The organism is Shewanella colwelliana ATCC 39565 (assembly GCF_000518705.1).
Lineage (GTDB): Bacteria > Pseudomonadota > Gammaproteobacteria > Enterobacterales > Shewanellaceae > Shewanella > Shewanella colwelliana.
This window is the reverse complement of record NZ_JAEC01000014.1, coordinates 85,481-100,060: the sequence shown is the minus strand read 5'-3', so window position 1 is coordinate 100,060 and position 14,580 is coordinate 85,481. Positions and strand designations below refer to the sequence as shown.

Sequence of the window (14,580 nt, the reverse complement as noted above, 5' to 3'; positions counted from 1 at the left end):
CTTTTCAGTATTAATAGGGTACTAATAACAAGTTTTGTAACTTGGTATCGCCAATATCATTTAGAGATAGTTATGACACATTTAGAATCATTCGCCACCATTCATCAGCGTGCATGTGAGCGCAAAGGCGGTGAGCAATCGCTGCAGTCACTGTTGCCTCAATCGAACAATGTGGCAGAAATTGCACAATACAGTGACGCTGAATTATTGTCTGAGTTGAGCCGGAAAGTGTTTCAATGCGGCTTTGTTTGGCGAATTGTCGATAATAAATGGCCTGCTTATGAGCGGGCATTTTTTGATTTCGAACCCCATAAAGTACTAATGCTCTCTCCTGAGCAACTGCAACAAAGAGCGAGTGACAGTGAGCTTATTCGTCACCTTAAGAAGACCATGGCGATTTATGATAATGCCCTGATGGTACATGAACTCGCCTTACAACATGGTAGCTTTGCTGAGTTTATCGCCGATTGGCCAAGCGATAATATTACTGGATTGTGGGCGGAGTTAAAGCGCTTAGGTAATCGGCTGGGCGGCAATACTGGTCCCTATTTTTTACGTGCGATCGGCAAAGACACTTTTTTGTTGACCGAGGATGTTAAAGGTTACTTTACTGCGAATAAGTTGATTGATTATGGTTTTACCTCAAAAGGAGGGTTAAAGCAGGTGCAGGCGGTATTTACGACATGGCAACAAGAATCAGGGCTGAGCTTGGCGCACATTAGTCGGATAGTAGCCTGCAGTGTAGGTGACAACCGTCTTTAACGTTTGTTGGTTAGATGCTTATCCTCGGACACCAGACTATAGGGGGGGATCCTTATACAAACCCCTTCAATGTCCGTCCTTGGACACCAGGGATAAGTATATCCTTATACAAAAAAGCCAGCCCGTAGGGGCTGGCAAAGGTATGCAGGAAATGTAGAGATAAAGCAAAGTGCGCTAACTAGAACCGATTAAAAGCTCTTGTTAATACCGATAACCACACGGTCATCAAAAATTTTCGTTTGTGTACCATAAACTTTATGAGTTTCATCAACGGTGCTTCCGTGATATCTCAAATCGAAACTAAGACCAGCAAACATCTTGCTGACACCTAAGTTCCAGTGGCCCCAACCTTCGGCTCCGTCACCATCTAGATCTTGATAGCCCACACTACCTGACACCTTAAGTCCATTATCAAATTGATAGCTTGGGTGAATGGAGTAGTTAACGCCTTGCCATCCATCAACGCCAAACCAATCATCAATTGTTGGTGTGACTTCAAGTTGAATGTTGGCTTGGCCGAATTGTTTGCCGACTTTCATCCATAACTCAGTGTAGTTAGAGTACGAAGCGCCAGGGTAAAGGTATGAAAATACCATCACATCATAGGTAAAACCGCTGTCGCCAAACTCACCAGCTTTACCAATATAAGGGGCGGTGACTATTTCAAGGTTCGGATCGGCAAATTTGATGTTTGAGGCAAAAACGCCGCCATACCAACCATCATCGTTACCCCATCCTAATGTGCCTTGAACAACCGGAACGTCGCCATCCATGGTTTCAGATTCACCACGAAATACATAGTCAGAAGCAAAAGTTAGGTTGCCTGTGAGGGTTCCACCTAATACTTGATTATCCTCTGCGTGGGCAATAGAGGTCGCGGATAGTAAAAAACTACCTATTACTAGTGCACTTTTTAGTGGGCTTGTCTTGTTCATAATCATCATCTCATGTCGCTGTTGTTTTGGCTGTTGTAAGCAATATATGCCGAACTTATGAACAGCCTTTGGGCCGAGAATGAACTAACAGAAAACAAATATGAAAACTTATGAATAGGAGTGGTTTAACTTGATGTTTAACATGGAGATAGCTAAGCATGTTAAGTGCTTTTTATTTACACTTTGTCTACATGGTTGTTGCAAGCGGCTGCGCAGAACCCATTGTTTCACTAAAAATTAACATGACTCGATGGTTTCATATAAAAATTTGCATTAACTTACAAAATCACCCGGCTGTAATTCTTGTTGCCTAGCCATGGGTATGAGATAAATAGACCTTCAGAATTTTAACAGAAAATTATGCTCCCACAATGTAGCTCGAAAGTACTATCAACTGCTCGAGAAAATCTTGTTTGGCAGCTCAAATTAGGAGTTATCATGCGGCAAATAGTGAAAATTGCCTCAGTGTTAAGTGTGGCGTTATGGATAACAGGGTGTGAGCAAAAGCCTGAACAAGGTCCACAGGACCGAGGACCTATGGAAGTTGGTTCTGTCACTGTCGTTGCCGAACCTCAATCTATCTTGGTTGAGTTACCTGGTCGCAGTAAGGCGTATTTAGAAGCCGAAGTTCGTCCCCAAGTCAGCGGGATTATCATTAATCGTGGCTTCGTTGAAGGTAAAGATGTGGTAAAGGGTCAGTCTCTCTATCAAATTGATTCATCTACCTATAAAGCGGCGTTGGTCAGTGCAAAAGCAGACTTAAAGAGTGCACAGGCGGGTTTAGTTTCTGCGAAAGCAAAGGCGCTACGATTTGAAAAGCTGGTTAAATTAAACTCTATCAGTGAACAAGATTATGATGAAGCTGATGCTGCTTACAAAGAGGCGATGGCGCGCGTTACCGTTGCTGAAGCCGCTATTAATACAGCAAAAATAAACCTCGAGTACACTGAAGTTCGTGCTCCTATTTCTGGGCGCGTGGGTAAATCTTCTATCACCGCAGGGGCACTTGTTACGGCGAATCAGAGCCAAACTTTGGCGACTATTCAGCAGCTTGATCCGATCAATATTGAAATTGCTCAATCAAGTGCGCAACTACTACGTTTAAAAGCCAAGTTAAAAGCGGGTCAGTTAGAAGCGGCTGAAAACGCCGATGTTCAACTCATTCTGGAAGATGGCACGACTTATGGCCAAACGGGTACGTTACAGTTTGCTGAAGTGAGTGTGAATGAAAATACTGGCTCAGTGATTTTACGAGCTGAGTTCCCTAACCCTGATGGTGTGCTTATGCCAGGCATGTATGTCCGAGCTGTGCTGAATACAGGTACGGATCCACAGGCGATTTTGGTGCCACAACGGGCGATTACTCGCAATACGAAGGGCCAAGCTGTTGCCATGGTGATTGATGGCGAAGGAAAAGTGGCTTCACGTGTGGTGACGACTGCTGAAGTGATTAACAACCAGTGGCGAATTACTGATGGATTAGCTGTGGGAGACGAGCTTATCGTTGAAGGTCTGCAGAAAATCCGTCCAGGTATGGCAGTTAAAGCTGGTCCTTTGGTTGCAGACAAGCAACCTCAAGCACAACAACAGAAATAGGGTGTAATCATGGCACGTTTCTTTATTGATCGCCCTATTTTTGCTTGGGTAATCGCCATCATTGTGATGATGGCGGGGGTGCTATCCATCTTTGGTTTGCCCGTTTCGCAATACCCTAGTATTGCGCCCCCTTCGGTGGTGATTAGTGCGGTATACCCAGGTGCATCAGCTAAGACCATGGAAGATTCGGTCACTCAGGTGATTGAGCAACGCATGACGGGTCTTGATAACTTGCGCTATATCTCTTCGACCAGTGATAGTTTTGGTAATGCACAGATCACCTTAACCTTTAACGCCGAAGCCGATCCTGATATTGCGCAGGTGCAGGTACAAAACAAGTTACAGCTTGCGATGCCTTTGTTGCCACAAGAGGTTCAGGCTCAAGGTGTAAACGTTGCTAAGTCGAGTGCGGGCTTTTTGATGGTTGCAGGCTTTGTATCAGAAGATGGCTCTTTAGATAAAAACGATATCTCTGACTACGTAGGCTCTAACATTCAAGATCCGCTAAGTCGTGTACCAGGCGTGGGGACTATCCAGTTATTTGGCGCACAGTATGCGATGCGAATCTGGTTAGATCCGTTAAAACTGACACAATATAACTTAACCAGTCAAGATATTATCTCGTCGATTCGTGAGCAAAATGCACAAGTCTCTGCCGGGCAATTAGGGGGCTCGCCATCGGTTGCAGGACAAGAGCTCAATGCGACTGTCTCGGCACAAAGCCGATTGCAGACGGCCGACCAATTTAAAAAGATCATTATTAAGGCTGATACTTCAGGGGCTAAGGTCTTTCTAGAAGATGTGGCGCGAGTGGAGTTAGGTGCAGAAAGTTACGCCGTCGAATCTTTCTATAATGGTAAGCCTGCAGCGGGTATCGGTATTCAGTTAGCGACGGGGGCCAACGCACTCGCTACCGCAGAATTGGTGCGCGAAAAAATTGATGAGCTTAAGCCTTTCTTCCCAGCAGGGATGGAGGTGGTGTACCCCTATGACACGACACCTTTCGTTGAAAAATCAATTGAAGGGGTTGTGCATACGCTACTCGAAGCCGTGGTCTTAGTATTTTTGATCATGTATCTGTTCTTGCAGAACTTTCGCGCAACGCTTATTCCTACGATTGCGGTGCCTGTGGTGCTCTTGGGAACCTTTGCTATTTTGTCGGCAGCAGGTTTCTCAATTAACACCTTAACCATGTTTGCTATGGTACTGGCGATCGGTTTGTTGGTGGATGATGCGATTGTTGTGGTGGAAAACGTTGAGCGGGTAATGCAGGAGGAGGGACTGAGTCCCATCGAGGCGACGAAGAAGTCGATGGACCAGATCACTGGTGCTCTGGTGGGTATTGGTTTAACGCTTAGCGCCGTGTTTGTGCCTATGGCATTTATGTCAGGCTCAACCGGGGTTATTTATCGACAGTTCTCTATTACCATTGTCTCCGCGATGGCACTGTCGGTCATGGTTGCTATCATTCTCACACCTGCACTATGTGCCACTATGTTGAAGCCTATTGCTAAGGGCGAGAGCCATGCAAAAACCGGCTTCTTCGGATGGTTTAACCGTAAGTTTGATGCGTTAACATCGCGCTATGAAGCTGGCGTGGCAGCCATGATTAAACGTGCGGGTCGTACTATGATGGTGTTTTTAGCCATTACTGTCGCCGTGGGTTGGATCTTTATGCGTATGCCAACCGCTTTTTTACCCGACGAAGATCAGGGTATTTTGTTTACTCAAGCGATTTTGCCGGTGAACTCGACCCAAGAAGCCACGCAGAATGTGCTGGAAGATGTGACTGACTTTTACCTCAATGCTGAAGGTGACAATGTTAAGTCTGTCTTTAGTGTATCGGGCTTCAGTTTTGCGGGTAATGGCCAAAATATGGGTATCGCGTTCGTTGGTCTTAAAGATTGGTCAGAACGTCAAAACCCAGGTCAAGATGTGCAATCTGTTGCAGGACGTGCCATGGGCATGTTTATGCAGATGAAAGAAGCTTTTGTATTTGCCTTTGTCCCACCTGCGGTTATCGAGTTAGGTACAGCGAACGGTTTTGACTTCTATCTGCAAGATAGAAATGGTCAAGGCCATGATAAGTTGGTTGAAGCGCGTAATATGCTGCTTGGTATGGCATCACAAAACCCTAACCTAGTTGGGGTTCGCCCTAATGGTCAAGAAGATGCGCCTTTGTACCAGATCCATATTGATCACGCCAAGTTGCGTGCGCTTGGTATCGACATCGACTCTGTAAACAGTGTGTTGGGTACGGCATGGGGTGGTAATTATGTTAATGACTTTATTGACCGTGGACGTGTGAAGAAAGTGTATGTTCAAGGCGATGCCGATTACCGTATGCAACCTGAAGATATCGACTCTTGGTATGTGAGAAATGCCAATGGTGAGATGGTGCCTTTCTCTGCCTTTGCAACAGGGACCTGGGAGTTTGGTTCGCCAAGACTTGAGCGTTTCAACGGTTTACCTGCGATGAATATTCAAGGTGGTGTTGCGCCTGGATTCAGCACGGGTGAGGCGATGAATATTATCGAAGATATGGTTAAACAGTTACCACCAGGGTTTGGTGTTGAGTGGAACGGCTTGTCTTACGAGGAGCGCCTCTCTGGCAACCAAGCGCCAATGCTTTACGCTCTCTCTATTATTGTCGTATTCCTTGTTTTGGCTGCCCTGTACGAGAGTTGGTCAGTACCGTTTGCCGTTATCCTCGTGGTGCCGCTAGGGATTATCGGAGCGCTTATTGCGATGAATGGTCGTGGTCTGCCTAACGACGTATTCTTCCAGGTTGGTCTGCTAACGACTGTGGGGCTTGCGACGAAAAACGCCATTTTGATTGTGGAATTTGCTAAAGAGTTCTATGAAAAAGGTGCAGGTTTGGTTGAAGCGACCCTGCATGCGGTGCGAGTTCGTTTACGTCCAATCTTGATGACTTCTCTTGCCTTTGGTTTAGGGGTTGTGCCGCTTGCGATTAGTAGTGGCGTTGGTTCTGGTAGCCAGAATGCGATTGGTACTGCGGTATTGGGTGGCATGATGAGCTCAACCTTTATGGGGATCTTCTTTATCCCTATCTTCTTCGTTATTGTTGAGCGTATTTTCAGTAAGCGAGAAAGAAAAGGTGCGTCGAGTAGCGACAAGTAAGTCGACGATTACTAAGCACAACAAGCCCAGCATCTGCTGGGCTTTTTATTGCTGTTTGGGTGTTGCACTCAAGCAGGTTTTCATTAAAGATATCTGCCTAATAATAAGCCTTTAGGTAAATATATCATGCGTGCGCTCCCTAAAACCCTCGCTTTGCTGCTCTGCGTTAACAGCTATTATGTGCTCGGTGCCGACGTGCAGTCCGAAACAACCCCACAGTTAGCCAATACATATATTAATGATGCGATTTTGCCACCAATGGAGCCATGGCATGGTGACAGCGAATCCCTGTTAATGGCCGCCGATGATGAGTGGGCGACCCCTTTTGAACGCGATGGGCTGAAAACCAGCCCAAGCTACGTTGAAACCTTTGCTTGGCTCGATAAGTTAATTGCTCAAACCGACAAATTGAAAAAAGTGTCATTGGGGAAGAGTCCTCAGGGGCGTGATATCTGGATGATTATTGCCTCGGATAATGGTGCCAAAACGCCAGAGAGCTTAGCGGCTAATAACAAGCCGACAGTGATGGTTCAGGCTGGGATTCATGCGGGCGAAATTGATGGTAAAGACGCGGGTATGATGCTGCTGCGAGATATTGTTCTGGGAAATAAAGGTGCACTACTCGAACAGGCAAACTTACTGTTTGTGCCGATTTTTAGCGTGGATGGCCACGAGCGTAGTAGCCAGTTTAACCGTGTTAATCAGCGTGGTCCTGTTGATATGGGATGGCGCACCACGGCAAATAACCTTAACCTCAATCGAGATTATGCTAAGGCTGATACCCTAGAGATGCAGCATATGCTGATAGCGATTAATCAGTGGCAACCAGATCTTTATATTGATGTGCATGTCACCGATGGCATCGATTATCAGTACGACGTTACTTTCGGCTACAACCTTGCTCAAGGTTTAAGTCCTGCGAGTTTTCGCTGGTTAGATAAGCAATACCGTCCCTTTGTCGAGGCGTCGCTGCAAAGTCAGGGGCATCAACCCGGACCGCTGGTGTTTGCCATGGATAACCGTGATATGAGCAAAGGTCTATCTTTATGGAATGCCAGTCCACGCTTCTCTAATGGTTATGGTGATGCACGGCATCTTCCCACTATCTTAATTGAAAATCATAGTCTAAAACCTTTTAAGCAAAGGGTTTTAGGGACGTATGTGATGCTTGAAGCAACGCTTAAATTAGTGGGTGAACAAGCAACGACGCTTAAGTCTGCCATTAAGCAAGATAGTTATCGATATAGCGAGCGACTAACGCTAACCTGGCAATCAGAACAGCAGAAAGCTGGGTGGGATTTTAAAGGTATTGATTACACGCTAGAAGATAGCGTGATTAGTGGCGAACAGGTTGTGCGCTGGAGTGGCAAACCTAAGCTCTATAAAAACTTACCTGTGATCGGTAATACATTGGCCGATATTAAGGTCAACCGTCCATCAACATACTATATTCCCCCACAATGGACTGAGGTGATCGGGCGACTCGAGCTCCATGGCATTCGTATGACCAAGCTTGAGCAGTCTAAGTCGATCTCATTAAGCCAGTATCAGTTTAGTGCACCGCAGTTTGCCCGCCAAGATTATGAAGGACGTCAGCGTGTGACAGCTGAGGTCTCATCTAAGGTTGTGACCACCCAGCTACCAGCTGGTACTGTCAAAATTGACACGCGACAACCGCTTGGGGATCTGGCTATTTTACTACTCGAACCTCAATCGCCAGACTCGCTGTTCCAATGGGGATTTTTCAACCCTATCTTTACGCGGACAGAATACATTGAACATTACGCTGTTGAGCCAATGGCTGCCAAGATGTTAGCGGAAGATCCAAGCTTGCTGGCGGAGTTTGATAAGGCGTTGCAAGATACTGCTTTTGCTAGTGATGCTCAAGCAAGGCTGCGTTGGTTTTATGAACGCAGCCCTTATTATGACCGAGCCTATTTAGCTTATCCGGTATTACGTAATTAGGATGCTAGGTTAATAAAAAAGCAGGCCAAGCCTGCTTTTTTATCGGTTTTTTATTGCAGACACTGTGTAGACAAGTGGTACATTTTGTCCTTGGTGCACTAGATAGTATCGGGGGCGTTCACTCGATGTTTGGCCTTCAACGAGTCCTTCGAACGCATCGTAAGGGCTAAAGTCAAACTCTTTGAGTGCGGTTATCTCAAGGCCCGCGTTTAACAGCGCGGTGACGACATCGGCCAGTGAATGTGGCCATGTCACCATGGTATGTTTTTTAGAAGAGCTGTTTTCTGTGTAGGTGGCCTCTTGCTCAACATCAGGTTCTGCTTGGGCAAAGTAGCTGTAGCCTTCCATTAATGCCTGTACCGGATGAAACTCAGCCATATAAAACTGCCCACCAGTTTTGAGTGCCGCCGCGATGATATCGGCCCAGCGTTGCAGGTCCGGCAGCCAGCATAATACGCCGTATGAGGTATATATAATGTCGAACTGCTGCGTCAACTGGGCAGGGGCTTGATAGATGTCACTACAGATAAAGTCAGCCTGCAGTTGGCATTGCCGAGCCAAAGCTCTGGCTTGTTCAATGGCGGTAGATGAGAGATCAACACCTGTGACGTTGGCGCCAAGCCGTGACCAAGATAGCGTGTCTAACCCAAAGTGACACTGTAGGTGCAACAGGCTTTTGCCTTGCACATCTAGCGCTTCAAGTTCTATTTCTTGCAACGAGGTATTGCCTGCGATGAAGCCTGGCACATCATAAAACTTGGAGGCGAGGTGGATTTTAGCGCGCTCATCCCATGCCGTTTTATTCAAGGCAAGATAGTCCATTAACAGTCTCCTTAACTATTAGGCTTTTCACCAAGATCTAGTGCTTTACACAACTAAGTGATGGTGTTGCTAATTCTATTTGGTGTTAATGAAAATATAACATAATTAAAACATATAGATACAGTGTTGGCATGGTTTCTGCTAATAAGCTTTTCATTGCAATAGATAAAAATAGCTAACAAAATCAGTTCATAAGATTTAATAAGGAAGATTCATTATGGTTTTACGTCCCTTAGTATTGTCAGCAGCACTCACTTTTGGTTTAAGCGGTTGCATTATTAATGTTAACGGTGCTGGCATGGAATCATTTGATTATCATCGAACCTCAGCGTTGTCATTAGATGCGAGTGGTCTGAATGGGCTGGAAGCTGAAACTGGATCGGGTGCACTGACCATTGAGGGGGTAGAGGGCTTAACTCAGATCACCTTAGAAGCGAATATATATGGGTATGACGGCGTAGAACCTGAGCTAACTTTAATGCGTGATGGCGACCAAGCTAAGCTAGTGGCAAATTTTGACTCCTTTTATCGTGTGTCATTCAATGGCTCATCACCCTATATTGATATCGTCATGAAGGTGCCAGCATCCATGATGCTAGATATCGAAGATGGGTCAGGCAGTATTGATATTAAAGGGATTGATGCCAACATGATTATCAAAGATGGCTCAGGCAGTATTGACATTGATGGTGGCAAAAATGTGGTGATCGATGACGGCTCTGGCAGCATTGTATTGGCGAATGTCGATGGCAACATCAATCTGGATGATGGCTCTGGCAGTATTGAAGTTAGCAAAGTAAAGGGTGATGTTGTGATCAATGATGGTTCGGGTGCCATGACTGTTGTTGATATTGCAGGCAAAGTGACTATCGATGATGGTTCTGGCGGAATCGAAGTAAGCAATACTCAAGGGCTGAATATCATTGAAGCAGGTTCGGGGGATTTGAGCTTTAACAATATTAATGGCCCTGTCAGCATGAATTAGACTTCCCGGCGCGGAGGTTAACTTTTGTCGATGGTGTAACGCTAAAGAGAAAGTTAGCCGCTGCCCTCCTAAAGCGAGGGGATGACCCCACGCTGTTTACGTTCGATGTAAAAATAGCGCTTAAGCTCTGGCACCAGTAAGATTGAAGCCAAACCTATCACCGACCACCGCATAACGATAACCTGCCAAATAATATTTTTATCCATACTTTCAGATAATTCACAACTAATCAGTGTGACTAGAATTACCGAGAATATAATTAATATGGCATTTTTAGGTAGACGAACCAGTGGCACATGTGACGCAAAATAGGCGCAAGATAGGCCCGTCATTGCCCCCGCAACGACATCTATGGGCCAGTGTGCTCCGACCAAAACGCGTGATACAGCGGCCATGGATGCCATGAGAATGAAAAGCCATAGGTAGCGAGAAAATTGGCCTGCAAGCATTAAAGTGCCTGCAAACAGAAAGGCGCTGCTGCTGTGAGCAGAAGGAAAACTATGCTGGGTGCGCACCTCACCTACAACATTAAGTATATCCAATACGGCTGCTGGTCGTGGCGCATCGAAATACTGTTTAAGTAATGGCAATAAAGCAAGCGATAGTATGCTGGCACAGAGCACTCGCGGGGTTAGCTCTGGGCGTTTGATTAAGCAACACAGCATAACCGCACCTAGTGTGACGCCATTGCCAAGATCTGTGATAACCCATTGTAGCCAAGGCGAGATTTCTGGTGAGTTGTCATTAATAAGCCTAAACGCAGCTAAGTTAATATGCTGGTTTAACATCAATAGATAACAAACAAATAGAGTGCACAGCAGTACTATAAACGCCCTGTTTTGCAAGGTTTTCTTGCCAGTGGTAGAGATTATGTTGCTTGAAAATAAACGACTCATAAGGTGCCTCGCATAATGCTGAGGCACCAGTTTACCCTGTGGGTTGTGAAGGAAGCGTGAATGTCCTAGGTTATTGTCGAGTTTTAGGCTGTACAGGTCGCCTATGCTCCTTGCTTATGCTGGATACTGGGGCTTTCGTTTAGCACTAGGAAAAGTTAGTGTGCGATATTGTCGAAGAATGAGCAGGCCAGCTAGGCACAGCAGCCCCCAGCGCAATAACAATACTTGCCAAATAAGCTCTTTATCAAAACTTTTGTCGAGTTCGCAAATAACCAGCACCAACCAAAGAAAGCTCAACAGATAACAGTGATTACGCAGATTGAGTGTTAGCTTTGGTAATTGCGCCGCACAGGCCGCACAGAATAAGCCGACAAAAGCCCCCATAATGACGTCTTGTGGCCAATGTGCGCCAACGGCTAAGCGTGATAGCCCAACTAGCGTGGCAAAACTAATGGCTAGCAACTTAATACTGCGTTGTTGATAGGCAAAAAATAGCGTACCAGCAAATAGAAAAGCACTGGCGGTATGTCCGGAAGGGAAACTATGCTTCAACCTGATTTCACCAACAATATTAAGCGTCTCTAACAATACCGCGGGTCGAGGTGCATCAAAATACTGTTTTAACATAGGGACTAAGATCAGAGATAGAGCACTCGCCACAATAACCCTTAACAGTAATTCAGGACGTTTAACGATACAACAGAGGGTGATCACACCTAAGGTGACGCCATTGCCAAGATCTGTGATGGTAAGCAACAGCCAATCAGGAAGGTAAACAGGCAGTTGATTGAAGAGTTGGAACACACTTAAATTGGTTGCGTTGTTTAGTGTCAGCAGATGAAAACTCAACATGACCAACAATAATCCGATGTATTCTCGTCCTTGATACTTATCTTGCGCCGGCACTCCTTGAGCCGTTGCCTGGAATGTTATACCCATTAGTATCTTAAATTACACAAAGGGAGGTTACATTAATGAATTGTTACCACCAAGTAAAGCGGTGTTGGCATTATACTAAAGAATGACATGATTTATTTAGCGGGTTAGCGAATTTTTTTACGTTACTTGTTGAAAATAATTAATAAAAATATATTTCCAAGAGGTATTTAGCTTGCATCACTTTGTATCAATGCAAGTTTTGCATTCTTGTTGAGCTTTTTTACTACTATCTCTCTTTTTAGCGCCGCAGAGTGGTTGCCTACTTGTTCTTGGTAACAGAGCTTTAATGGCCCCTTGCCTTTAAGGTATTTGGCGGCTTTGGCACCACCGGTTTGATGCTCCTTAAACCGTCTCGCTATATCGGTAGTGATACCAGTATAGAGTTGCCCTTGGCGGCAGCGGATCATATACAAGTACCACACAGCATCACTCATGGCTGTTGCGTTTTTAATTGAGTCTGCCATCCCCTTAAGACTGCTCTAGTAGGCCGATAAAAAAGGCATACTCTTGGGCGGTATCCTGATAATGGCGGTATCGGCCACTTTTCCCACCGTGTCCAGCATCCATATCGGTTTGGAAAAGCAGCAGGTTTCGATCCGTTTTTAATTCGCGTAGTTTTGCCACCCATTTAGCGGGTTCAAAATACTGTACTTGTGAGTCGTGTAAGCCCGTGGTCACGAGTATGTGCGGATAGTCTTGTGCCTTAACTTGATCATAGGGCGAATAACTCAGCATATAGTTAAATGCTTCAGCTTCATTAGGGTTGCCCCATTCGTCATATTCATTGGTGGTTAAAGGGAGTGACTCATCAAGCATAGTCGTGACGATGTCGACAAATGGCACGTGAGCGGCCACGGCAAAGTAACTGTTTGCATCTTGATTTATCACACCGCCCATTAATAGGCCTCCGGCACTGCCGCCAGCGGCGACCACTTTATGTTGTTCGGCATAACCTTGATTTACCAGAGCATGGGTCACATCGATAAAATCATTAAAGCTATTTTGTTTATTTAACAAGCGGCCATCGTCATACCATGGCCTGCCGAGCATCTCGCCGCCTCTGACATGGGCAATGGCATAAACGAACCCTCTGTCGAGCAAGCTGATGACGGCGCTGTCAAAGTCCGCATCTATGGTGTATCCGTATGCACCGTAACCATATTGGTATAGTGGGTTCGTGCCATCTTTTTTAAACCGGTCGATTCGATAGACTAAAGTCACGGGGACCGCTTGACCATCTCGCGCATTAACAAATAGTCGCTCTGCGCGATAATTGTCACGGTTAAAGTCACCGAGCACATTTTCCTGTTTGAGCAAAACCTTTGTCGATGGCTGACTGAGATCGTATTGATAGATGGACTCGGGCGTTGTGGGACTGGAGTAGAAAATACGAAGTTGACGACTATGTTGACTTGGGTTGACATCAAAGCCAACGACATAAGCTGGGTCATCGAAAGCGAGTTGGTAGTGAGCTTCACCATTAAAAGGACGAACTTCAATCTGGCTCAGACCCGATTGACGACTTTGTACCACGAGATAGTCACTGAGTAGCAGGACATCTTCAATACGACGGCCTGACTTGGCGCCGATAACCTCTTGCCAGCTTTCTTTGTCATGAGCTTTTGAGCGTGACACCGTCATTAAGCGGAAATTAACCGCCTCCCAATTGGTGAGGATATACAATTGCTCACCTCGTTTGGCGATTGAGTACTCATGCCCCTGCTCCCGTTCAAGTAGCGGCATAAAGTGACCTAATGGCTGATGGCTGTCGAGTAGCGACACTGCTGTGGTTTCTGTACTGTCGTGGTGGAGCAGAATAAGCGTTTCATCTAAGGTCTTGGATAATGACAGATAAAAACTGTCATCTTGCTCCTCATAGACGAGTACGTCTTGGGATTGAGGTTGGCCTAGTTGGTGGCGGAATACTTGATAGCCTAGGAGGGTTTGCGGATCTTTGGCAATATAGAATAGGTGCAGATTATCACTGGCCCATACTAAACTGCCATCGGTGCCCTCTAGCTTATCTGCTAGCATTTGACCCGTATTGAGATCTTTTATCTCAATGGTATAGATGCGGCGGCTCAGGGTATCTTCGCTGAAAGCCAACAAGGATTCGTCCGGGCTGACGCTGAAACCTCCTAAGCCAAAAAACTCATGACCCATGGCGCGCAAATTGACGTCGAGTAATATCTGCTCCTCGTCTGTCAACTGTGGTTTGCGTGAGATGATAGGGTACTCACCGCCTTGCTGATAGCGGCTCATGTACCAGTGATTATGCCAATAGTAGGGGGCGCTCGACTCATCTTTATCTAATCGGCCGATTAACTCTTCAAAGAGTGATGTTTGCAGTGATTTAAATGGCGCAAACTTGGCTTGGTGATAGTCATTTTCAGCGGTTAAGTGCGCCAAGACTTCGGGGGCTTCACGCTTATCATCACGCATCCAGTGATAGTTATCGACACGATTGATACCATGGTTTTTGTGCAGATGAGGCAGCTTTTTGGCAATTGGTGGTTGTATAGATGGCATCTGAACTAAG

General features: G+C 45.8%; 11 protein-coding genes. 5 read left to right on the top strand and 6 right to left on the bottom strand.

The genetic code is table 11. The features are described 5' to 3' along the window. Window positions 1–72: 72 nt before the first annotated feature. Window positions 73–762, top strand: a complete 690-nt coding sequence (locus L876_RS0108605) for a DNA-3-methyladenine glycosylase I (protein ID WP_028763433.1) — start codon at window positions 73–75, stop codon at window positions 760–762. A gap of 188 nt (window positions 763–950) precedes the next feature. Here the strand turns inward: L876_RS0108605 and L876_RS0108600 are convergent, their stop codons facing one another. Next, on the bottom strand, window positions 951–1,706 hold the full coding sequence (locus L876_RS0108600) for a TorF family putative porin (protein WP_028763432.1): 756 nt from the start codon (window positions 1,704–1,706) through the stop codon (window positions 951–953). Between the two features lie 429 nt (window positions 1,707–2,135). Here L876_RS0108600 and L876_RS0108595 point away from each other — a divergent pair, with 429 nt between their 5' ends. The 3 genes from L876_RS0108595 to L876_RS0108585 all read left to right on the top strand — a co-directional run bounded on the left by L876_RS0108595 (window position 2,136) and on the right by L876_RS0108585 (window position 8,399). After that, window positions 2,136–3,293, top strand: a complete 1,158-nt coding sequence (locus L876_RS0108595) for an efflux RND transporter periplasmic adaptor subunit (RefSeq protein ID WP_028763431.1) — start codon at window positions 2,136–2,138, stop codon at window positions 3,291–3,293. A 9-nt stretch (window positions 3,294–3,302) separates the two neighbouring features. Next, window positions 3,303–6,434: an efflux RND transporter permease subunit gene (locus tag L876_RS0108590; protein WP_028763430.1), complete on the top strand. Its 3,132-nt coding sequence runs from the start codon at window positions 3,303–3,305 to the stop codon at window positions 6,432–6,434. Window positions 6,435–6,560: 126 nt separating this feature from the next. Then, window positions 6,561–8,399 (top strand): M14 family metallopeptidase, encoded by a 1,839-nt coding sequence (locus tag L876_RS0108585; RefSeq protein ID WP_028763429.1) that lies wholly within the window; start codon window positions 6,561–6,563, stop codon window positions 8,397–8,399. 39 nt (window positions 8,400–8,438) lie between these two features. On the opposite strand, the gene L876_RS0108580 is transcribed toward L876_RS0108585, so the two are convergent. Continuing rightward, complete coding sequence (locus L876_RS0108580) at window positions 8,439–9,221, bottom strand: class I SAM-dependent methyltransferase (protein WP_028763428.1); 783 nt, start codon at window positions 9,219–9,221, stop codon at window positions 8,439–8,441. 217 nt (window positions 9,222–9,438) lie between these two features. Between L876_RS0108580 and L876_RS0108575 the strand changes: the two genes are divergently transcribed. After that, complete coding sequence (locus tag L876_RS0108575; RefSeq protein ID WP_028763427.1) at window positions 9,439–10,206, top strand: DUF4097 family beta strand repeat-containing protein; 768 nt, start codon at window positions 9,439–9,441, stop codon at window positions 10,204–10,206. 68 nt (window positions 10,207–10,274) lie between these two features. Here L876_RS0108575 and L876_RS21410 read toward each other — a convergent pair whose 3' ends face one another. The 4 genes from L876_RS21410 to L876_RS0108555 all read right to left on the bottom strand — a co-directional run bounded on the left by L876_RS21410 (window position 10,275) and on the right by L876_RS0108555 (window position 14,570). Further along, complete coding sequence (locus tag L876_RS21410; RefSeq protein WP_081730660.1) at window positions 10,275–11,102, bottom strand: phosphatase PAP2 family protein; 828 nt, start codon at window positions 11,100–11,102, stop codon at window positions 10,275–10,277. 114 nt (window positions 11,103–11,216) lie between these two features. Beyond that, the gene (locus L876_RS21405) at window positions 11,217–12,041 is read right to left on the bottom strand and encodes a phosphatase PAP2 family protein (RefSeq protein WP_051413040.1); all 825 of its coding nucleotides are present in this window, start codon (window positions 12,039–12,041) and stop codon (window positions 11,217–11,219) included. A 167-nt stretch (window positions 12,042–12,208) separates the two neighbouring features. After that, window positions 12,209–12,505, bottom strand: coding sequence for a GIY-YIG nuclease family protein (locus L876_RS0108560; RefSeq protein WP_175427337.1), 297 nt, complete (start codon window positions 12,503–12,505; stop codon window positions 12,209–12,211). Window positions 12,506–12,509: 4 nt separating this feature from the next. Then, window positions 12,510–14,570, bottom strand: coding sequence for a S9 family peptidase (locus L876_RS0108555; protein WP_028763425.1), 2,061 nt, complete (start codon window positions 14,568–14,570; stop codon window positions 12,510–12,512). Between the last annotated feature and the right edge of the window lie 10 nt (window positions 14,571–14,580).